This window comes from Nocardia sp. CS682 (assembly GCF_004634405.1).
Classification (GTDB): Bacteria; Actinomycetota; Actinomycetes; order Mycobacteriales; family Mycobacteriaceae; genus Nocardia; species Nocardia ninae.
Genome location: NZ_CP029710.1, coordinates 510591 through 535205, shown reverse-complemented (window position 1 = coordinate 535205; position 24615 = coordinate 510591). Strand labels below are relative to the sequence as shown.

Below are 24615 nucleotides of genomic sequence, written 5' to 3'. Positions count from 1 at the left end.
GCCGCGGGTGGCCAGCTACCGCGGTGACATGGTGGTCTTCGGTATCGAGCCGCAGATCCGTACCGCGGTGGAGCGGCTGGCGGCCCGCGAGGGCGCGACGGTGTCGATGGTGCTGCAGTCGGCGCTGGCGGTGCTGTTGTTCAAACTCGGCGCCGGAGAGGATATTCCGCTCGGCTCGCCGATCGCCGGCCGGACCGATGAGGCGCTGGCCGACCTGGTCGGGTTCTTCGTCAACACCTGGGTGTTGCGGGCAACTGTCGCTGCGGCAACGTCTTTCGCCGAGGTAGTGGCGCAGGTGCGGTCGAAGGCGTTGGCGGCGTACGAGAATCAGGATGTTCCGTTCGAATTGCTGGTGGAGTTGTTGAATCCGGCCCGCTCGGCGGCGCATCACCCGTTGTTCCAGGTGTCGTTGGCCTTCCAGAACAACGCGCTGCCGACCCTGCGGCTGCCGGGGGTCGGGTTCGAGCCCTATCCCGCGTCCATCGCCGCCTCGCGGTTCGACTTGTTCTTCAACGTCGCCGACGCGCCCGCCGGTGATCCGTGGAGCGGGTTCGTCGAGTATTCGACCGACTTGTTCGACCGGTCCACGGTCGAGGCCATGGTGGCCCGGTTCGTGCGAATACTGGACCGGATCGTGACAGACCCCGGTGGCCCGGTGGGGGCGATCGACGTCCTCGATGCCGAGGAACAAGAGTCGGTGCTGCGGCGGTGGAACGACACCACTGTCGCGGTCGCGGATACCACCATGGTCGGGTTGTTCGAGGCCCAGGTCGCCCGGACACCGGCGGCCACCGCCGTGATCGGCGGCACCGAGATCTCGTATCGGGAACTCGATACCCGAGCCGACAGATTGGCGCGCACCCTGGTCGCGCGCGGCGTACGCCCGGACTCGCTGGTCGCGGTGGCCCTGCCGCGGTCGGTGGAGTTGATCGTGGCGCTGCTGGGGGTGTTGAAGGCCGGTGGCGGTTATCTGCCGATCGATCCCGGCTATCCGTCGGATCGGTTGTCGTTCATCCTTTCCGACGCCGCGCCGGTCGTTGTCGTGACCGACTCGGCTACCGCCCACTTCCTGCCCGGCACGGCAGTCCCGCACCACTATCTGGACGCGCCGGTCAACAACGGCGGCGAACCCGGGGATTCGGCTGGGATCGGTCTGCGGCCACAGCATTTGGCCTATGTGACCTACACCTCCGGTTCCACGGGGGTTCCGAAAGGTGTGGGGATCACCCACCGCAACCTGGTGAACCTGGTTGCCCGAGCCTGGCCGGTCGATCCCGAGGACCGGGTATTGACGCATTCGTCGATCGCTTTCGACGCCACGACCTATGAGATCTGGCCTGCCCTGGCCGGTGGCGCGGCGCTGGTGGTAGCGGAATCCCCGCGTTCGGATCTGGTCGAGCTCACCGGTCTGATCGAGAGTCGTTCGGTGACAAAGATGTTCGCGACGCCGCCGCTGTTGTCGGCGTTGGCCGATCATGTGGATGCCTTGCCCGGCGCACCGCTGCGCAGTTTGCGGCGGGTGATCGCCGGTGGTGCCGAGCTGACAGCGGCCGTCGTGCGCAAGCTGAATGCGAAACACGCTGGTGTGCAGGTGATGAACGGTTACGGGCCTACCGAGACAACCGCGTGCGTGACCGACTACGACGTGCTCGGTGACATCGAAGGTGCGGTGCCGATCGGGCGGCCGTCGGTGAATGTGCGCGTCTTCGTGTTGGATTCGTGGTTGGCGCCGGTGCCGGTGGGCGTCGCGGGGGAGCTGTACGTGGCTGGCACGCAGTTGGCGCGGGGTTACCACGGGCGCGCGGGACTCACCGCGGCCAGGTTCGTCGCCGACCCGTTCGATCCGGTCGGTGGCGGTCGCCTGTATCGCACCGGTGATGTGGTGCGCTGGAACAACTCCGGGCAGTTGGAGTTCGTCGGCCGAGCCGACGATCAGGTCAAGGTCCGCGGCTTCCGGGTGGAACCCGGCGAGGTGGAAACCGCGCTGGAGCAACACCCTTCGGTGTCCCGCGCGGTGGTCGTCGTGCGCGACAGCAGCACCGGTGGACAGCAGCTGGTGGGCTATGTGGTCGCGGACCGATCCGGGCCCGTCGTCGGTGAAGAGGAACTGGTCGGGCAGTGGCGCAAGGTGTACGACGACCTGTACGGCGCTGCGGGCCAGAAAGCCGACAGGTCCGGAAACGGCACCGGGGACAAGGCCCCGGCGGGCTTCGGAATGGATTTCGGCGGCTGGAACAGCAGCTATACCGGGACGTCGATTCCCATCGAGCAGATGCGCGAATGGCGCGAAGCCACGGTCCAGCGCATCCGCGGCCTGGCACCGCGGCGAGTACTCGAGATAGGTGTCGGCTCAGGCTTGTTGTTGTCCCAATTGGCACCGGACTGCGACGAATACTGGGCCTCGGACTTCTCCGCCGCGACCATCGCCACCCTGCAACACCAGTTGGACGAACTCGACGCGCCGTGGACCGAGCGAGTTTCGCTGAGTGTCCGATCCGCGGAGGACATCGCGGGATTGCCGGAAGAGTATTTCGACACGGTGGTCGTGAACTCGGTGGTGCAGTACTTCCCCGGCGAACGGTATCTGCGTCGAGTCCTCGAACAGGTGCTCGGCCTGCTGGCTCCCGGCGGCGCGATATTCGTCGGTGACGTCCGCAATCTGGGTCTGCTGGAGGAGTTCACCACGGCGGTGCAGATCGCCCGTAACGACGGCGACGACCCGGCGGCCATTCGGGAACGCGTGCGCCGCACCGTCTTCGCCGAACAAGAACTGCTGGTCGCGCCGGAATATTTCCACGCGCTGTGCCGGGCCACCGACTTCGAGACCGTCGATATCGAACTCAAACGCGGCTACTCGGTCAACGAGTTGACCCGCTACCGATACGACGTGGTCCTGTACAAGACGCCCACGAAAGCGCTGTCCGTCGCCGAGGTGCCGAGAGTCGAGTTCCGCGACCACGACTGGTTGCGCACCCTGCTGCAAACCCGACACCCGGACGGCATCCGGGTCACCGGGATCCCACACGCCGGGCTGACCGGCCAGATCGAGGCGGTGAACCGAATCCGAACCGGCGAGCCCGTTCCGTCCGCTCCGCGCACCGATCCGCGGGCAGCGGGATTCGAGGGCATCCTCGCCGACCCCGCCGCTCGACGGGAGGCCGGATTGCTGCCCGAAGACCTGCACGTACTCGGCGACCGACTGGGCTACACCACGGCGGTCACCTGGTCGGCGCAGCCGGATCGGATGGACGCGGTGTTCGTCGACGCCGCGACGGCGCAAAGCCGTCCGTTGACCGACGTCTATATGCCGTCGGCAGAAGTAGCTGATCCGACGCCGTACGCCAGCAACCCACAGGACACGCTCCTGCCCGCGGCGGTACGGGAACTGGCCGCCGAGCGGTTGCCGGAATTCATGGTGCCGTCGGTGGTGATGGTGATCGACGATGTGCCGCTGACCGCGAACGGAAAACTCGATCGCGCGGCACTGCCGGACCCGGAGTTCTCGGCTGCGGCGGAGTATCGGGCACCGAGCAGCGAGCGGGAACGGGTGCTCGCCGAATTGTTCGCCGAGATCCTCGGACTCGACCGGGTCGGCGTGGACGACAGCTTCTTCGCGCTCGGTGGGCATTCGTTGCTGGCGACCCGTCTGGCCAGCCGGATTCGGGCGGTGCTCGGCGTCGAAGTCCCGATCCGGGTGATCTTCGACGCCGCGACGGTCGCCGAACTCGACCGCCGATGGCCGGAATTGGCGCCATCGCGCAGACCGGCGCTGCGCAGGATGAATCGAGAGGTGGGTCTGTGATGATTCCGTTGTCGTTCGCCCAGCGCCGGTTGTGGTTCATCCACCGGTTGGAGGGACCCTCGGCCACCTACAACATGCCGTTGACGGTTCGATTGCGCGGCGGGTTCGACGCGCCCGCCTTCGCGGCGGCGATCGGTGACGTGGTGGCCAGGCATGAGAGCCTGCGCACGATCTTCGTCGAAGCCGACGGAGTGCCCGGCCAGCAGGTCCTCGACGAGGACACGGTCGAGGTGCCGGTGCTCATTTCCGAGGTCGAGCCCGCCGCCCTGGATACGGCGGTCACCGAGGCGGCGCGCTACGAGTTCGACCTGGCGACAGAGATTCCCATCCGCGCCAACGTTTTCCGCTGCGGTGTAGACGAATGCGTCGTGGTGTTGTTGATTCACCACATCGCCGGTGACGGCTGGTCGATGACGCCGTTGCTGCGGGACTTGTCGACGGCGTACGCCGCTCGGCGGCAGGGTCGTGCGCCGGGGTGGGAGTCGCTGCCGGTCCAGTACGTGGACTACACACTGTGGCAGCAGGAACTGCTCGGCTCACCGGACGATCCGGACAGCGTGCTGTCCCAGCAGTTCGAGTACTGGCGGCGAGAGCTCGACGGCCTGCCGGAGCAGCTGCGGCTGCCGACCGATCGGCCGCGGCCGCGGGTGGCCAGCTATCGCGGGGACATGCTGGTTTTCGGTATCGATGCGAAGACCAGAGCGGAACTCGAGGAGCTGGCGAGTCGCTCCGGCGCGACCGTGTCCATGGTGTTGCAGTCGGCGCTGGCCGTGTTGCTGTTCAAACTCGGTGCCGGGGAGGATATTCCGATCGGCTCGCCGATCGCCGGCCGCACCGATGACGCGCTGAACGAACTGGTGGGGTTCTTCGTCAACACCTGGGTGCTGCGGACGGCGGTGCAGCCGGCGGCCTCGTTCACTGACATCCTCGGCCAGGTCAGGGCAAAAGCGCTGGCGGCCTACGAGAATCAGGATCTGCCGTTCGAGCTGCTGGTCGAGCTGCTCAATCCGGCCCGCTCGGCGGCCCACCATCCGTTGTTCCAGGTGCTGCTGAGCTTCCAGAACAACACAGCGGCCACCCTCGAGCTGTCGGGGGTCGGGTTCGAGCCGTATGCGCTGCCCGCACTGACCTCACGATTCGACCTGACCTTCAATGTCGGCGACGCCACCAGCGGTGGGCGCAGCAACGGTGTCGCCGGGTGGGACGTGCACGTCGAGTACGCCACCGACCTGTTCGATCGGTCCACGATCGAGGCGATGGCGGCGCGATTGGTACGGATTCTGCGGCAGGTGGTGGCGGACCCGCATGGGCCGGTGGGGTCGGTCGAGGTGCTCGACACCGAGGAACGCGAGCTGGTGCTGCACCGGTGGAACGACACCGCCGTCGACGTGGACCCGGCCGCCACCCTGGCCGGATTGTTTGCGGCACAGGCCGCTCGGACACCAGACGCGACCGCGGTGGTCTGCGGTACGGCAGAGGTGAGCTATCGGGAACTCGACAGCCGCGCGGAACGACTTGCCCGCCTGCTGGTTTCGCACGGTGTGGGTCCGGACACCCTCGTCGCCGTGGCATTGCCGCGTTCGGTGGAGTTGATCGTGGCGTTGCTGGGTGTGGTGAAAGCCGGTGGTGGGTATCTGCCGATCGATCCGGGCTATCCCTCGGATCGGCTGGCGTTCGTCCTCACCGATGCCGCGCCGGTTGTCGTCGTGACCGATCGTGCGACCTCGGATGCCCTGCCACACAATGCGACACCGCACCTGTATATCGATGCACCGGCGGTCGAGGACCGGAGTGGCCGAGATCCGATCCCGGCGCGGCCGCAGAATTTGGCGTATGTCATCTACACCTCCGGCTCCACCGGTGTGCCGAAAGGTGTTGGCATCACCCACCGCAACGTGGTGAACCTGGTCGTGCAGGCCTGGTCGGCGGGTACCGAGGATCGTGTTCTGGTGCATTCGTCGATCGCGTTCGACGCCTCCACCTACGAGATCTGGCCCGCGCTGTGCGGCGGGGCGAGCTTGGTGGTGGCCGGTGAGCGGCGCTCGGATCTGGCGGAGATCACCCGGCTGATCGAGACCCGGTCGGTGACCAAGATGTTCGCCACGCCACCCTTGCTGGCGGCGTTGGTCGAGCACGTCGAATATCTGTCCGACAACCCTTTCCGCAGCCTGACGCAGGTGAATACGGGCGCCGACACGCTCCCGTCCGGGTTGGTGCACGCACTGCGGGACAGCTGGGGAGACATCCGGATCGACAACCTGTACGGCCCGACCGAGGCGACGGTCGACGTGACGTCCTACGAGGTCCCCGCCGACGCGGCGGGTGCGGTGGTGCCGATCGGTGCCCCGGTGGCCAATGCCCGAGTGTTCGTCCTGGATTCGTGGCTGACGCCGGTGCCGGTGGGCGTTGCGGGGGAGTTGTATGTCTCCAGCGCCCAACTGGCGCGCGGCTATCACGGCCGGGCCGGGCTGACCGCTGCACGGTTCGTCGCCGACCCCTTCGATCCCACGGGTGGTCGGCTGTATCGCACCGGTGATGTGGTGCGCTGGAACAACTCCGGGCAGCTGGAGTTCGCGGGCCGGGCCGACGATCAGGTCAAGATCCGTGGCTTCCGCGTGGAACCCGGCGAGGTAGAAACCGTGCTGGCGCAACATCCTTCGGTATCGAACGCGGTGGTGGTGGCGCGCGACACCGGAACCGGCGACAAGCAGCTCATCGGGTACGTGGTTGCCGAGCGGACCGGTTCGGTCGCGGGCAACGGACGCGGGCGGACGAACGGGCGGCCCTGCGGCGCCGAACGCGTGGCCGCCAATCGTCTCGACGGTGCGCAGGTGCGCCGGTTCGCGGCCGAGCGGTTGCCGGACTTCATGGTGCCGTCGGTGGTGATGGTGATCGACAGTGTGCCGTTGACCGCGAACGGGAAGTTGGACCGAGCGGCGTTGCCGGTCCCGGAGCTGCGGTCCTCGGTGCGGTATCGGGCCCCGGGCAGTATCCAGGAACAGATGCTGACCGAGCTGTTCGCCGAGGTCCTCGGCCACGAGCGGGTCGGGCTGGACGACAGCTTCTTCGCGCTGGGCGGTCACTCGCTGCTGGCGACCCGCCTGGCCAGCCGGATCCGGGTGGTGCTCGGCGTCGAGGTCCCGATCCGGACGATATTCGATGCGCCGACGGTGGCGCAGTTGGCAATTCGGCTGGGCGACCGTACCCGGCTGCGGCCGGTGCTGTCGACGCGGCTGCGGCCGGCGGTGCTGCCGTTGTCGTTCGCGCAGCGGCGGTTGTGGTTCATCCACCGGCTGGAAGGGCCGTCGGCCAACTACAACATCCCGGTGGCGGCGCGGTTCCACGGGGTGGATGTGGCGGCGTTGGCCGCCGCGATCGGTGATGTCGTGGCTCGACACGAGAGCCTGCGCACGATCTTTGTGGAGACCGATGGCGTGCCGTCCCAGCGGGTAGTCGACGCCGACGGCCTCGAGGTGCCGGTCACGGTGACCGACCCGGCTCCCGGCGAGGTGGACGCCGCGGTGAGCGCTGCGGCCCGCTACGGGTTCGATCTGTCCGCGCAGATCCCGATCCGGGTCACGGTGGTGCGGTCCGGCGCCGACGAATGCGTTGTCCTGGTGCTGATCCACCACATCGCCGCCGACGGCTGGTCCGCCGCGCCGCTGCTGCGCGATCTGTCGACGGCGTACGCGGCGCGGCGGCAGGGCCGGCGGCCGGAGTGGCAGCCGTTGCCGGTCCAGTACGCGGACTACACGCTGTGGCAGCAGGAACTGCTGGGGTCGCAGACCGATCCGGACAGTGTGCTGTCGCAGCAGTTCGAGTACTGGCGTACCGAACTCGACGGGTTGCCCGAGGAACTGCCCTTGCCGACCGATCGGCCGCGGCCGCGCGTGCCGAGCTACCGCGGCGACGTGGTGAGCTTCGACATCGATCCGGAGATCCGTACCGCCGTGGAGGATCTCGCGCGCCGCGAGGGTGCGACGGTGTCGATGGTGCTGCAATCGGCGTTGTCCGTGCTGCTGTTCAAACATGGTGCCGGGGAGGACATTCCGATCGGGACGCCGATTGCGGGCCGGACCGACGACGCGCTGGCCGAGCTGGTCGGGTTCTTCGTCAACACCTTGGTATTGCGGGCGCCGGTGGTAGCGGGGGCGTCGTTCACCGAGATCCTCGGCCAGGTCAGGTCGAAAGCGTTGGCCGCGTACGAGAATCAGGATGCGCCGTTCGAATTGCTGGTCGAGTTGCTGAAACCGGCTCGCTCAGCGGCGCACCATCCGTTGTTCCAGGTGTCTTTGGCCTTCCAGAACAACGCCTTGCCCACCCTCGAATTGCCGGAGGTGCGGATCGAGTCCTATTCCGCGTTCACCGCGACCGCACGGTTCGACCTGTCGTTCAATATCGCGGACGCGCCCGTCGGTGAGCAGTGGACCGGGCTCGTCGAGTACGCCACCGATCTGTTCGACCGTTCCACCATCGAGGCGATGACGCAGCGGTGGGTGCGGCTGCTGCGGCAGCTGGTGGCGGACCCGGCGGCCGCGGTGGGGTCGATCGACGTGCTCGGCGCCGAGGAACGCGAGCTGGTGTTGCGCCGGTGGAACGACACCACCGCTGAGGTCGTGGACGACACGCTCGTCGGGCTGTTCGAGGCACGGGTCCACGCGGCTCCGGACGCACCGGCCGTCGTCAGCGGGGACACCGAGCTGTCCTATCGAGAGCTCGACAGTCGAACCGACCAGCTTGCGCGCGTGCTCATTTCGCAAGGAATGCGGCCGGACAGCATCGTCGCGGTCGCGCTGCCACGGTCGGCGGAGTTGATCGTGGCGCTGCTGGGTGTGTTGAAGGCCGGTGGTGGGTACCTCCCGCTCGACACGGCCTACCCGCCGGAGCGGTTGGCGTTCGTCCTCACCGATGCCGCGCCGTTCGCTGTCGTGACCGATGCCGCGACCGCAGGGCTGCTGCCCCCGACTGCGACACCGCACCTCTACCTCGACCGGCTCGACCCCGCAGTGTCCGGACCGGTGCCTGCTCGGGTCGGTCCGCTGAACTTGGCGTATATGACCTACACGTCGGGTTCGACCGGCGTCCCCAAAGGTGTTGCCATCACCCACGGTAACGTGCTGAACCTGCTCACCCAGGTGCGTGCGGTGGGTGCCGGGGATCGGGCGCTGACCCACCACTCGCTGGCCTTCGATGCCTCCGCCTATGAGATCTGGCCCGCGCTGGTCGGTGGCGCGGCACTGGTCGTGGCCGAGGAGCCGCGTTCGGACCTCGCGGAGATCACCCGGCTGGTCGAGGCACAATCGGTGACGAAGATGATCGCGACGCCACCGTTGCTGTCCGCCTTGGTCGACTATGTCGAGTCCATGCCCGGCAACCCCCTGCGGACGCTGAGACGGGTCATCGTCGGCGGTGCGGAGCTGCCCGCGAGCGTGGTGCGGAAGTTGCACGCACGCAACGCCGAGGTCGAGGTCGTCAATAGTTACGGGCCGACGGAGACCACGGTCCTGGTGACCGAATGCGCGGCGGGGAGCGAGGTCGGGAGCGTTGTCCCGATCGGCCGCCCGCTGGGCAATGTGCGGGTATACGTGCTGGATTCGTGGTTGTCGCCGGTGCCGGTGGGCGTCACCGGTGAGTTGTATGTGGCCGGTGCGCATCTGGCGCGTGGCTACCACGGTCGAGCTGGGATGACCGCGGCACGGTTTGTGGCGGACCCGTTCGATTCGGCCGGTGGGCGACTGTATCGGACCGGCGATGTGGTGCGCTGGAACAACTCCGGGCAGCTGGAGTTCGCGGGCCGGGCCGACGAACAGGTCAAGATCCGCGGTTTCCGGGTCGAACCCGGCGAGGTCGAAACCGTACTGGCAGAGCATCCTTCGGTGTCGCGAGCGGTGGTCGTGGCAAGCGACGTCGGTGGCGGCAAGCAGTTGGTCGGCTACGTCGTCGCGGATCGATCCGATTCCGGCGCAGTCGAACTCGACGGCGGTGCCGTGCGCGAGTTCGCCGCCGCGCGCCTGCCCGAGTTCATGGTGCCCGTGGTGGTGCTGGTGATCGACGCGGTGCCGTTGACCCAGAACGGGAAACTCGATCGGGCCGCGCTGCCGGATCCCGAATTCACCGCGTCGACGAGGTATCGCGCGCCGCGCAGCACTGAGGAAGGAGTCCTGGCGACGGTGTTCGCCGAGGTGCTCGGTCTCGAGCGAGTAGGGGTGGACGACAGCTTCTTCGAGCTGGGCGGGGACAGTATTCGCTCGATCCAAGTGGTGTCACGGGCGCGCGAAGCCGGGGTGGAGGTCAGCCCGCGTGAGGTGTTCGAGCATCAGACCGCGGCAGCGTTGGCCGCGATAGCCCGCGGACGTGGAGCGACCGGTCCGGTACTGAGCGAGTTGCCCGGTGGCGGCGTGGGCTGGCTACCGTTGTTGCCCGCGGCTCGGTTCGTGCGTGAGCTGGGCGCGGGGTTCGATCGGTTCACCCAGTCGATGCTGCTGGACCTGCCGACGGGTATTGATCGGGCGGGACTGCTGGCGACGTTGTCGGCGGTGATCGATCGCCATGATGTGCTGCGGTCGCGGTTGGTCGACGACGAACGCGGGGCGGGTCTCGAGGTCGGGCCGGTGGGTTCGGTGGATGTGGGCCAGTTGCTGCATCGTGTCGAGCTGGCTGTCCCCGAACAGGATTCGGCGCAGCGGACCGAGATGATCACCGAACAGGTCGATGCGGCCGTGCACCGGCTCGCGCCGCAGGCCGGGGTGATGGTGCAGCTCGTGTGGTTCGATGCGGGACCCGCTCAGAGCGGTCAGCTTTCGATCGTGGCGCATCATCTGGTGATCGACGGTGTGTCGTGGCGGATCTTGTTGCCGGACTTGGCCTCCGCGTGGCAGGCGGTGTCGGCGGGAGAGACACCGGTGTTGCCGAGGACGGGAACCTCGGTGCGGCGCTGGGCGCACGGATTGGTCGAGCAGGCGGCCGCGCCACAGCTGACGGAGCAGTTGTCGTGGTGGCGTTCGGTAGTGGACGGCCCGGACCCGATGCTGGGTGCGCGGCCGGTCGATCCGGCAGTCGATGTGATGGCGACCGTGCGGCACGTCGATGTCGAGCTTCCGGTGGCGGTGACCGAGGCGTTGTTGACCACGCTGCCCGCTGTGTTCCACGGCGGTGTGGAGGACGGGTTGTTGGCCGCTTTGGCGGCGACGATCACGCATTGGCGGGATACCAACGGCCGCAGCGACGCCGAGCAGCCGGTGCTGATCCGGTTGGAAGGCCACGGCCGCGAGGAAGACACGGTTCCGGGTGCCGACTTGTCCAGTACGGTCGGCTGGTTCACGAGTGTGTTCCCGGTGCGACTGTCCGCCGCTCGGTCGCCCTGGGCGGAGCTCTGCGCGGGCGGCCCGGCCGCGGGATCCTTGCTGAAGGCGATCAAGGAACAACTGCGTGCGACACCGGACAAGGGCATCGGGTACGGCCTGCTGCGTTACCTCAATCCGGACACCGCCGGTGTGCTGCAACGGTATTCGACCGGCCAGATCGGGTTCAACTACCTCGGTCGGTTCAACGCCGCGGATCTGCTGCCGCAACGACTGCGCGGCGCGGGCTGGACACCGGCGGCGGACGGTGCGGCGGCCAGTGCGGCCCCCGATCCGGCGATGGCCGCGTTGGCGGTACTGGATGTCAACACGATGGTCGTCGATACCAGCGACGGCCCGGTGCTGCGTGCGGTGTTCGCGGCACCGGAGGGAGTGCTCGCCGAGGCTGAGACCGCGAATCTTGCCGAACTGTGGCGCAGTGCGCTGACGGGCCTGGCGCAACATGCCGGAATGCCGGGTGCGGGCGGTTTGACGCCGTCGGACTTGCCGCTGGTCCGGCTGGGGCAGCACGAGATCGAGGTATTAGAGGCGCGGTACCCGGACTTGGCGGATGTGTGGTCATTGACGCCGATGCAGTCGGGCTTGCTGTTCCATCAGGCGCTGGCCGGCTCGGGATTCGACGCGTACCACATGCGGGTGGTGTTCGGGCTCGCCGGACAGGTGGATCCGGAGCGGATGCGCGCGGCGGGACAGGGGTTGCTCGATCGGTATCCGAATCTGCGGGTGGCCTTCGCCCCTGGCCCGCATGGTAAGCCGGTGCAGGCCGTCGTGGCCGACGTCGAATTGCCATGGCGGGTAGTGGATCTGCGTGATCGTGACGAAGCCGAGCGGGATGCGGCGTTGGACCGACTGCTCGTCGAAGATGACCACGCCCATTTCGACATGGCGGTCCCGCCGCTGCTGCGTTTGACGCTGGTGCTGATGAGCGAGCGCCGTGCGGAGTTGGTCATGACCGCCCATCACGTCCTGATGGACGGCTGGTCGCTGCCGCTGATCATCCGAGATCTGTTGCGCCTCTACAGCTCCGACGGTGTGCGTGCTGCCTTGCCGCAGCCAGCCGCTTACCAGGAGTTCTTGAAGTGGCTGGGCGAGCAGGATATCGAAGCAGGCGTGCGGGCGTGGCGCCGCGAGCTCGACGGTGTCCACGAACCCACCTTGCTCGCGAGCAGTGTGCGCGGGACCGATGAGGCAGCCGTCGGTGTCGAGCGGGTCGGGGTGCCGCTGACCGCGGCTGTCGGTACGGCATTGAGCAGGCGGGCGGGCGAACTCGGCGTCACCGTGAACACCGTCGTCCAGGCCGCGTGGGGCATCCTGCTCGCCGCGGCGACCGGACGCCAGGACGTGATCGTCGGCGCCACGGTCTCGGGTCGTCCCGCGGAGATCACGGGCGTTGATTCGATGGTCGGGTTGTTCATCAATACCGTGCCCGTGCGGGTGCGGTTCGGCCCGCGTGACACCCTCGCCGGTCTGCTGACCGAGTTGCAAGGTCGACAGACTGCCCTGCTGGACTATCACCACGTCGGTCTGAGCGATATCCACCAGGCCGTCGGGTTGAACGTCCTGTTCGACACGCTCATCGCGTTCGAGTCGTACCCGGTCGATCACACCGGCCTCGAGGAGGCCACCGACACCAGCGGGATCACGATCAGCGATCTGCGTCCGAACTCGGTGACGCATTACCCGTTGACCGTCATCGCGGGCGCAGCGCCCACCTTGACGCTGTACCTCGACTATCGCTGCGATTCGTTCGACCGCACCGCGGTCGAGGCGATGGCGGACCGGTTGGTGCGGATCTTGCAGCAGGTGGTCGCGGACCCGGCGACACCGGTGGCCGCGATCGATCTCCTGGGCCCGGACGAGCGCGAGCTGGTGTTGCACCGGTGGAACGACACCGCGATCGACATCCCGGACACCACCGTCATCGGGCTGTTCGAGGCGCAGGCCGCTCGGGTTCCGGAGGTCGTCGCCTTGGTCGGCGCGGGTGGCGAAGTGTCGTACCGGGAGCTCGACAGCCGAGCGGATCGCCTTGCGCGAGTGCTGAGTTCGCGCGGTGTGGGTCCGGACTGCCTCGTCGCGGTGGCATTGCCGCGTTCGGTGGAGTTGATCGTGTCGTTGCTGGCGGTGCTGAAGGCCGGTGGCGCGTATCTGCCCATCGATCCGGCCTATCCGTCGGATCGGCTGGCGTTCATTCTTTCCGACGCCGCACCAGTCGTTGTGGTGACCGATCGCGCCACCGCGAGCATTCTGCCGGAAACCGTAGCCCCGCTGCTCTTTCTCGACGCACTCGACGCAGTAGACGTAGCGGACGGAGACGGCCGAGCCGAGGTCCGGCCGCAGAATCTGGCCTACGTGATCTACACGTCGGGCTCGACCGGTGTTCCCAAAGGTGTTGGCGTCACCCACCGTAACGTGGTGAACCACGTCTCGCAGGGCTGGCTGACCGGCCCGGACGAACGCGTGCTTGTCCATTCGTCGATGGCTTTCGACGCTTCGACCTACGAGATGTGGGCAGCCCTGTGCTCGGGCGCCGGACTGGTATTGACGAGCGAGCTGCGTTCGGATCCGGCCGAGATGCTGGACTTGATCGCCTCTTGCGCGGTGACAAGGATGTTCGCGACCCCGGCGCTGCTGGCAGTGTTGCTCGACCACGCAGAGACTTTGCCCGCCAACGCGTTGGCGCGCCTGACCCAGCTGATTGCCGGTGGCGCCGAACTGCCCGCCGCGCTGGTGCACCGGGTGAAGCGGATCGCCGACCGGGTGGCGGTGGTCAACGGCTACGGTCCGACCGAGACCACGGTGTTCGCGACGGTGCACGACGCCGATGACGTATCGGCCGGCTCGGCGCCGATCGGTCGGCCCTTGGCCAATATGCGGGCGTATGTCCTGGATTCGTGGTTGCAGCCGGTGCCGGTCGGGTTCGCGGGTGAGCTGTATGTAGCCGGCGCACAGCTGGCGCGGGGGTATCAGGGCCGAGCCGGGTTGACCTCCGCCCGCTTCGTCGCCGACCCCTTCGATGCGGTTGGTGGCCGGTTGTATCGCACCGGTGACGTGGTCCGATGGACCGCGGCGGGGGTGCTGGAGTTCGTCGGCCGGGTCGACGATCAGGTCAAGATCCGTGGCTTCCGCGTCGAGCCCGGCGAAGTCGAATCGGCGCTGGCACAACATCCTTCGGTGTCGCAAGCGGTGGTGGTCGCCCGCGATACCGAGACCGGCGGCAAGCAGCTGATCGGGTACGTGGTCGCCGACCGCGCCGGGTCGGTCGATGGTGGCCGCCCCGTGCTCGACGGCGGCGCGGCGCGCGATTTCGTGGCCGAACGGCTGCCAGATTTCATGGTGCCGACGGTGGTCATGGTGCTCGACTCGCTGCCGTTGACCGCGAACGGCAAATTGGATCGGCAGGCGCTGCCCGATCCGGAGCTGAGCTCGTCGCGGGCGTACCGGGCACCGGTGTCGGCGGAGGAACAGATCCTGACCACCGTGTTCGCCGAGGTCCTTGGCCTCGAGCGGGTCGGGTTGGACGACAGCTTCTTCGAACTCGGCGGCGACAGTATCCGTTCGATCCAGGTGGTGTCACGGGCCCGCGAGTTGGGCGTGGAGATCAGCCCGCGCGAGGTGTTCGAGCATCAGACGGCGGGCGCGTTGGCGGCGGTCGCCGCAGGACGCGAGATCGCCGGTCCGGTGCTGGCGGAGCTGCCCGGTGGTGGGGTCGGCTGGATGCCGTTGTTGCCGGTCGCTCGGTTCGTCCGAGAACTGGGCGCGGGATTCGACAGTTCCACGCAGTCGATGGTGCTGGATCTGCCGGTCGGTATCGAGCGGGCCGGGCTGGTGGCGACCTTGTCGGCGGTGGTTGATCGCCATGACGTGATGCGGTCACGGTTGGTCGACGACGAGCGCGGGCCGGGTCTCGAGGTGGCGCCGGCGGGTTCGGTGGCCGTCGACGAATTGGTGACCCGGGTACCGGTGGCCGGGGTCGAGGAGATGTCCGAAGCGGTCATGCCCGAGATGGGCGCCGCCGTCGGTCGGTTGGCGCCTGCCGCAGGGGTGATGGTGCAGTTCGTGTGGCTCGACGCAGGCCCCGATCGCGCGGGCTGGTTGGCGATCGTGGCGCACCATCTGGTGGTCGACGGTGTGTCGTGGCGGATTCTGTTGCCGGACTTCGCCGCCGCCTGGCAGGAGGTGTCCGCCGGGGCGACGCCGGTGTTGCCCAAGACCGGAACTTCGATGCGGCGCTGGGCACACGGCTTGGTCGAGCAGGCCGCCCGGCCGGAGCGGGTCGCCGAATTGCCCTGGTGGCGCGCGATTCTCGACGGGCCCGATCCGCTGCTCGGTAGCAGGCCACTGGATCCGTCGATCGATGTCATGGCCGGTGTCGGCCATGCGCAGGTCCGTATTCCGGTGCCGACGACCGAGGTGCTGCTGACCACGCTGCCCACGGCCTTCCACGGCGGGGTCGAGGACGGATTGCTGGCGGCCTTGGCGGTCGCCGTGCACCGCTGGCGCGAGCGCAAGGGTGTCCGCGCCGAATCGGTGTTGATCCGGCTGGAGGGGCACGGCCGCCAGGAGAACATCGTTCCCGGAGCGGATTTGTCGACGACCGTCGGCTGGTTCACCAGCATGTTCCCGGTGCGGTTGACCGCGCCCGCTACGGAGTGGGACGAGCTGCGCACGGGTGGCCCGGCTGCGGGCGCGTTGGTCAAAGCGGTGAAGGAACAGTTGCGGGCGGTGCCGGACAAGGGCATGGGCTACGGCATGCTGCGGTACCTGAATCCGGAGACCGCCGCAGTGCTGCAACAGTATTCGGCCGGGCAGATCGGCTTCAACTACCTCGGCCGTTTCACCTCGACGGACCTGCTGCCGCACCGGCTGCGCGGCGCGGGCTGGACGCCGTCGGTCGATGCCGGGCAGTTGATCACGCCGGTGGATCCGGCGCTGGAATCGATGCCCGCCATGGCGGTGCTGGATGTCAACACGATAGTGCTCGACACCAGCGACGGGCCGGTGCTGCAAGCGATATTCGCCGCGCCGTCGGAAGTGCTGGCAGAGAACGAGATACAGGAGCTGGCGGACCTGTGGCGAGAGGCCGCCGAGGGACTGGCGGCGCATGTGTCGGCCGGTGGGGGCGGCTTGTCTCCCTCGGATGTAGTGGCAAAGGGCTTGGCGCAAGCCGATATCGACGTGTTGGAGCAGCAGTACCCGGACCTGGTGGATGTGTGGCCGTTGACGTCGATGCAGTCGGGTCTGCTGTTCCATCAGGTGTTGGCGGGGTCGGGCTTCGACGCGTACCACATGCAGATCGTGTTCGGGTTGGTCGGCCGGGTGGACCCGCAGCGGATGCGGTCGGCCGGTCAGCGACTGTTGGACCGGTACGCGAACTTGCGGGTGGCGTTTGTGGCCGATCGTCGTGGTGACGCGGTTCAGGTCGTCGTGGACAAGGTGGAGTTGCCGTGGCGTCTGGTGGATTTGGGCGACTCGGTCGAGGATGCGGCGTTGGAGCGGTTGCTGGCCGAAGACCGGGACGCGCATTTCGATGTGGCCGTTCCGCCGTTGCTGCGGTTGACGCTGGTACGGATGGACGCGGATCGGTGGGAGTTGGTACTGACGGCTCACCACGTCCTGGTGGACGGGTGGTCGTTGCCGCTGCTGGTGATGGATCTGTTCCGCCTGTATGACGGATCGGCTGAGCTCCCGCCCGCGTTCGAATACAAAGAGTTTCTGAAGTGGTTGGGGGAGCAGGACTTCGACGAGGGCGTGCGAGCCTGGCGCCGCGAACTCGACGGCGTGCAAGAACCCACCCTGCTCGCCGACAGCGTGGGCGGCACCGAGCACACCGATGGTGCCGAGTTGCCCGAGGTGGCGCGGATCGAGGTGCCGCTGTCGCCGGACACCGCGGCGGCCTTGACTCGGCGGTCGACGGAGCTCGGAACCACCCTCAGCACGGTCGTGCAAGGCGGCTGGGGACTCGTGCTCGCCGCAGCGACAGGCACCCCCGACGTGATAGCGGGCGCCACCGTGTCGGGTCGCCCTCCGGTGATCCCCGGGGTGAATTCGATGGTTGGGTTGTTCATCAACACCGTGCCGGTCCGGGTCCGGTTCGACCCTCGCGGCACCCTGGCCGACCTGCTGAGGGACTTGCAGACCCGGCAGACTGTGCTGCTGGACTATCACCATGTCGGTCTGAGCGATATCCACCAAGCCGTCGGCTTGAACGTCCTGTTCGACACGCTCATCGCGTTCGAGTCCTATCCGGTCGACCACACCGGCATCGGCGAGGTCACCGATACCAGCGGCATCGCCATCAGTGATTCGCGTCCGAACGCACCGACGCACTACCCGCTGACGGTCATCGCGAACACCGCGCCGACGCTGACGCTGCACTTGGAATATCGCCCCGACTCGTTCGATCGGGCCGCGGTGGAAGCGATGGCGGCTCGATTGGTGCGAATTCTCGCGCAGGTGGTGTCGGATCCGGAGGTGCCGGTGCGCGCCATCGATATGCTGGGCGCCGAGGAACGCGAACTCGTGTTGCGTCGGTGGAACGACACCACCGCCTCGTTCGGGCCGGGCCGAACCCTTTTGGGGTTGTTCGAGACTCAGGTATCCCGGACCCCGCAGGCGGTCGCGCTCATCGGCACGGACACCGAAGTGTCGTATCGAGAGCTCGACAGCCGTGCCGATCGCCTTGCCCAAGTGTTGATTTCGCGCGGCGTGGGACCGGATTGCATTGTGGCCGTCGCGGTGCCACGGTCGGTGGCGCTGATCGTGTCGATGCTGGCGGTGCTGAAGGCCGGTGGCGCGTATCTGCCCATCGATCCGGCCTATCCGTCGGATCGGCTGGCGTTCATTCTCTCCGACGCCGCACCGGTGGTCGTGCTGACCGATCGTGCTACCGCAAGCATTTTGCCCGACACGACACCGCTGCTCTACCTCGACAACCTCGAAACACTCGACGTAGTGGGCCGAAACGGTCGACCCGGAATCGGACCGCAGAATTTGGCGTACGTGATCTACACCTCCGGCTCCACCGGTATCCCCAAGGGCGTGGCGATCACGCACGACAACGTGGCGAACCTGGTGTGCCAGAACTGGTCTACCGGCCCCGGCGACCGCGTGCTGATGCATACGTCGGTGTCGTTCGACGTCTCCACCTACGAGATCTGGTCGACGCTGTGTGGCGGTCACGCACTCGTGCTGACCGCCGAGCTGCGCTCGGATCCCGCCGAAATGGTCGAGCTGATCGAGACCCGCGCAGTAACCAGGCTGTTCTCGACGCCGGGCCTGTTGCCGGTGCTGCTCGATCGGGTCGAAGCCCTGCCGGGCAATCCTTTCCGCACGCTGGCGCAGGCCGTCGTCGGTGGTGCCGAGGTGTCCGCCGCGCTGGCACGCCGGTTGCGGGCGGTCGCTCCCGGCGTCGAGGTCGTCAACGGCTACGGGCCGACGGAGGCCACGGTCTTCGCGACGGTGTGCGTCGCCGATACCGCCGCGGCCGGGAACGGCTCCGTGCCGATCGGGCACCCGTTGACCAATGTGCGCGCCTTCGTGCTGGATTCGTGGTTGGCGCCGGTTCCGGTAGGTGTCGCGGGTGAGCTGTATGTAGCCGGAACCCAAACGGCCCGTGGGTACTACGGCCGACCGGGGATGACGGCGGCCCGATTCGTGGCCGACCCCTTCGACACAGCGGGTGGCGGCCGGCTGTACCGCACCGGCGACGTGGTGCGCTGGAACCGTTGCGGACAGTTGGAGTTCCTCGGCCGGGTCGACGATCAGGTCAAGATCCGTGGCTTCCGGATCGAACCCGGCGAGGTCGAAAGCGTGCTGGCCCAGCATCCTTCGGTCTCGCGGGCGGTCGTCGTGGCGCACGACACCGAGACCGGCGGCAAACAGCTGGTCGGCTATGTGGTGCCCGACCGCACGAGCTCGGCTGCGGTCGAGCCGCGGCAGGTGCGCCGATTCGCCGCGGACCTGCTGCCCGAATACATGGTGCCCGCGGCGGTGCTGCTGATCGACTCGGTGCCGCTGACCGTGAGCGGAAAACTCGATCGCAAGGCGCTGCCGACACCGGAGTTCACCTCGTCGGCGCAGTACCGCGCGCCCCGAAGCGACGACGAACGGGTGCTGGCCGAGTTGTTCGGCGAGGTGCTCGGCCGCGACCGCGTTGGCATCGACGACAACTTCTTCGAGTTGGGCGGCCATTCGCTGCTGGCCACCCGGCTGGCCAGCCGGATCCGGGTGGCGCTCGGGATCGAGGTGCCGATCCGGGCGGTCTTCGAGGCGCCGACGGTGGCGCAGTTGGCGACTCGGCTCGATGCCGACGCGCAACTGCGGCCCGCACTGCTGGCCCGCTCGCGGCCGGACGTGGTCCCGACGTCGTACGCCCAGCGGCGACTGTGGTTCATCCACCGGTTGGAAGGGCCGTCGGCGACCTACAACATCCCGGTCGCGGTGCGGATGCGTGGCCTGGAGGTGCCGGTGTTGAGCGCGGCGATCGCCGATGTGATCGCACGGCACGAGAGTCTGCGCACCGTCTTCATCGAAGCGGATGGCATGCCTGCCCAGCAGGTGCTCGACGCGGACTCGGTCGGGGTGCCGGTGGTCGTGACCGACACCGACCCGGCCGAGTTGGATGCGGCGGTGGCCGCGGCCGTGCGCTACGGGTTCGACCTGTCCAGCCAGATCCCGATCCGGGTCACCGTGCTGCGTCCCGGTGCGGACGACTGCGTGGTGGTGCTGCTGATCCACCACATCGCCGGTGACGGCTGGTCGATGGCGCCGCTGCTGCGGGATCTGTCGGTGGCCTACGCGGCCCGGCTGGCGGATCGGGCGCCGGAGTGGGCGCCGCTGCCGGTGCAGTATGTCGATTACACGCTGTGGCAGCGGGAACTGCTCGGCTCGCCGGAAGATCCCGACAGCCTGCTGGTGCGGCAGTTCGAGTACTGGCGTGCGGAACTCGAAGGGCTGCCGGAGCAGTTGCGGTTGCCGACCGACCGGCCGCGCCCACGGGTCGCCAGCTATCGCGGCGACATGGTGCTGTTCGACATCGACGTGGAGACCCGGACCGGGGTGGAGCGGCTGGCGGCGCGCGAAGGTGCCACGGTGTCGATGGTGTTGCAGTCGGCCCTGGCCGTGCTGTTGTTCAAACTCGGTGCCGGAGAAGATATTCCGCTTGGTTCACCGATCGCCGGCCGCACCGATGAGGCGCTGTCGGACCTGGTCGGCTTCTTCGTCAATACCTGGGTGCTGCGCACGCGGCTGGCGCCGGGGGCGGCGTTCACCGAGGTCCTCGGTCAGGTCAGGGCGAAAGCACTGGCCGCGTACGAGAATCAGGACGCACCGTTCGAGTTGCTGGTCGAGTTGCTCAACCCGACCCGCTCGGCGGCCCATCATGCGCTGTTCCAGGTGACGCTGGCGTTCCAGAACAACAGCCTGGCCAACTTGGAACTGCCGGGCGTCGGGTTCGAGCCCTACAACGCGTCGCTGGCCGCCTCGCGCTTCGACCTGTTCTTCAATATCGCCGATACCCCGGCCGGGCTGCCGTGGAACGGGCTCATCGAATACGCGACGGAGCTGTTCGATCGGTCCACGGTCGCGGCGATCGCCGCGCGGTTTGTGCACGTATTGCGTTCGGCCGTAGCTGATCCGGGCATGTCGGTGCGGTCGATCGAGGTACTCGACGCCGACGAGCGCGAAGTGGTGTTGCGGCGGTGGAACGACACCGCGGTCGACATCGACCCCGACCTCACCGTGATCGGTTTGTTCGAGGCCCAGGTCGCTCGGAGTCCGGAGGCGGTCGCGGTGGTCTGCGCGGACACCGAGGTGTCGTATCGAGAACTCGACCAGCGCGCTGAATCCCTTGCTCGGGTGCTGGTTTCGCATGGGGTCGGCTCCGACAGCATTGTCGCGGTCGCGGTCGCGCGGTCGGTGGAGTTGATCGTGGCGTTGCTGGCGGTATGGAAGGCCGGCGGTGGGTACTTGCCGATCGATCCGGCCTACCCGTCGGATCGGTTGGCGTTCATCCTCGCCGATGCCGAGCCGGTCGTAGTCGTCACCGACCGGGGGACCGCGGCCGCCTTGCCCGATGGCCGCACGCCGCGGCTGTATCTGGACGAACCCCTGAACGAAGCGGCTACGACCGACCTCGATCAGGTGGTGCGGCCGCAGAACCTGGCGTACGTGATCTACACCTCCGGTTCGACCGGTATCCCCAAAGGTGTTGGCGTCACGCACCGTAACGTGGTCAATCACGTCTCGCAGGGCTGGCTGACCGGCCCGGCCGAGCGGGTGCTCGTGCATTCCTCGATGGCTTTCGACGCCTCGACCTACGAGATGTGGGCGGCGTTGTGCGCAGGCGGCGGACTGGTCTTGGCGAGTGAATTGCGTTCGGACCCGGGCGAAATGCTCGAGCTGGTCGCCACCCGGTCGGTGACGAGAATATTCGCGACACCGGCGCTGCTGTCGGTGCTGGTGGAGCGCGCCGAAGCAGTGCCCGGCAATGCCTTCGACGGCGTGACCCAGGTGATCGCGGGCGGCGCCGAACTCTCCTCGGCCTTGGCGCGCAGAGTGCGGAACGTGGCTGCCGACATCGAGGTGGTCAATGGTTACGGACCGACCGAAACCACCGTCTTCGCCACAACATGCACTGCCGACGCCGACGCGGAAGGGTCCGTGCCGATCGGGCGGCCGCTGGTCAATATGCGGGCGTATGTCCTGGATTCGGGCTTGCTGCCGGTGCCGGTGGGCGTCGCCGGTGAATTGTATGTGGCGGGTGCGCAGTTGGCGCGCGGCTATCGGGGCCGTGCGGGATTGACCTCGACACGCTTCGTTGCCGACCCGTTCGATCCGACAGGCGGTCGGTTGTATCGCACCGGTGACGTGGTGCGGTGGACGTCGTCGGGCACGCTGGAGTTCGTCGGCCGAGTCGACGATCAGGTCAAGATTCGCGGCTTCCGAGTGGAGCCCGGCGAAGTCGAAACCGTACTGGCGCAGCATCCTTCGGTGTCGCAAGCGGTGGTCGTCGCCCGCGAGACCGACATCGGCGGCACACAGCTGATCGGCTATGTGGTGCCGGATCGGTCCGGACCGGCGGTCGGCGAGGACGAGTTGGTCGGCCAGTGGCGCCGGGTCTACGACGACCTGTACTCCGCGCCCGACGAAGCCGACAGCGGCACGGACGAAGACACCGGCCATGTCCCGTTCGGTTCGGATTTCGGTGGCTGGAACAGCAGCTACACCGGGTCCGCTATTCCCCTGGAACAGATGCGGGAATGGCGGTCGGCCACCGTCGAGCGGATTCTCGGCCTGCGGCCGAAGCGGGTGCTCGAGATCGGCGTGGGATCGGGCTTGCTGCTGTCCCAGGTGGCCCCGGAGTGCGCCGAATACTGGGCCACGGACTTCTCCGCCCCGACCATCACCACGCTGCGCCAGCGGTTGAACGAGCTGCACGAGGACTGGGTCGACCGCGTCGTGCTGAGCGTGCGCGGCGCCGACGACACCACCGGACTGCCGAAGCACCACTTCGACACCGTGGTGTTGAACTCGGTGGTCCAGTACTTCCCCGGCGAAGGATATCTGCGTCGGGTGCTCGAACAGGTCTCGACGCTACTGGCGCCCGGCGGTGCGGTGTTCCTCGGTGACATCCGCAACCTGAGCCTGCTCGAGGAGTTCACGACCGCTGTACAGCTCGCGCGCAACGGCGAGGCGGATCCGGCGACGGTGCGTGATCGGGTGCGTCGAGATATGGCCGCCGAGCAGGAATTGCTGTTGGCGCCGGAGTACTTCGCGGGTGTCTGCCGCGAGGTGAGCGGTTTCGGTGCCGTCGACATTCAGCTCAAGCGCGGGTTCTCGGTCAACGAGCTGACCCGGTATCGATACGACATTGTGCTGCACAAGGATCCGGCGGAACGCCGGTCCGTCGCCGACATCCCGGCAGTCGAGTTCACCGACCTCGGCCAGGTGCGCTCCGTGCTCCGAGCTCGGCAGGGTGCGGGCATCCGGGTCACCGGGATTCCGCACGCCGGGTTGTTCGCCGAAATCGCGGCCACCGAACAGATCCGAGCGGGCCTGCCCGGCACGGCCACACCCGGTGTCGGTTTCGAAGGAGTGCTCGGCTCGGATGACGAACGAGCGGGCGCGTTGCCGGAGGACCTGCATCTGCTGGGGCAGGACTGCGGATACACCACGGCTGTCACCTGGTCGGCGATCGCCGGCCGGATGGACGCGGTCTTCCTCGAAGCCGCCGCCGAGCACCGCCCGCTGACCGATGTGTACCTCACTTCGGACCCTGCGGCGGACCTGGCGAAGTATGCCAACAGCCCGCAGGCGAGCGTGCTGTCGGCCGATGTGCGCCGGTGGGCGGGCGAGCGGCTGCCGGAGTTCATGGTGCCCGCCACGGTCATGGTGCTGGACAGTCTGCCGTTGACGGCGAACGGAAAGCTCGACCGCGGCGCGCTGCCGGACCCGGAACTGTTGTCCACCAGCGAGTATCGGGCCCCGCGCGACGAGCGGGAGCGAATGCTGACGGAGTTGTTCGCCGAGATCCTGGGACTCGACCGAGTCGGGATCGATGACGACTTCTTCGCACTGGGCGGCCATTCACTGCTGGCCACCCGCCTCACCAGTCGACTCCGGGCTGTACTGGGTGTCGACGTCCCGGTCCGGGTGATCTTCGACGCCCCCACCGTCGACAAACTGGCCGCCCGGCTCGACGAAGGTGGCGCCGTCGGAACGGATTTCGATCCGGTGCTGACATTGAAGAGTTCCGGCACGCGCGAACCGCTGTGGTGCCTGCACCCCGGCGGTGGCCTCGGCTGGTTCTACCAGCAACTCGGGCGGCACCTGCCGGACCGGCCGGTATACGCCATTCAATCCCGTGGCCTGGACGGTGGCCCGACCGCGGGTTCGATGGCGGAGATGGTGGCGGACTACATCGAGCGGATACAGACATTCCAGAGCGAGGGCCCCTACTATCTGCTCGGCTGGTCGTACGGCGGCGTGGTCGCGCAGGCGATGGCGGCCGAATTGTCCCGTCGGGGAATGGAAGTCGGCTTCGTTGCTGTGATGGATAGTCAGCCACCGCAAGGGTCGGCCGCCGATTCCGACGTGACCGAGGAGGAGGCCATGGCCGGCGTCAAGGCCTGGGCCGACGACAGATTCGGCGACCAGCTCGACGCTCCGGTCATCCTGGAATTGGTGCAGCGGCTGACGACAGTGCTCGTCAACAACTGCAAACTGTGGGAAGGCTACTCCTCGCCGTTCTACGACGGCGACCTGACGATCTTCGGCGCCACCCTCGATGCGGATGGCAACCGCACCGTCGACGCCAAGACCGAGCTCGAAGAAGCCTGGCGCTCCTACATCGGCGGCCACATCGAAGTCATCGAGATGGACTGTGCGCACGGCGACTTCGACCGCCCCGAAATGATGAGCGTGGTGGGCCGCATCCTGAACACCCTGTTGTAG

Annotated in this window: 2 protein-coding genes (1 of these 2 cut by a window edge); both read left to right on the top strand. The window is 67.6% G+C overall.

All coding sequences use genetic code 11. The annotated features are described in order from the left end of the window. A protein-coding gene (locus DMB37_RS02330) for a non-ribosomal peptide synthetase (RefSeq protein ID WP_135231226.1) crosses the window boundary here: on the top strand, positions 1–3802 show its end. It extends 11438 nt beyond the left edge of the window; only the last 3802 of its 15240 coding nucleotides appear in the window; its start codon lies off the left edge, out of view; its stop codon occupies positions 3800–3802. After that, positions 3802–24615: a non-ribosomal peptide synthase/polyketide synthase gene (locus tag DMB37_RS02325; protein WP_135237296.1), complete on the top strand. Its 20814-nt coding sequence runs from the start codon at positions 3802–3804 to the stop codon at positions 24613–24615. Before DMB37_RS02330 ends, DMB37_RS02325 begins: the two co-directional genes overlap by 1 nt.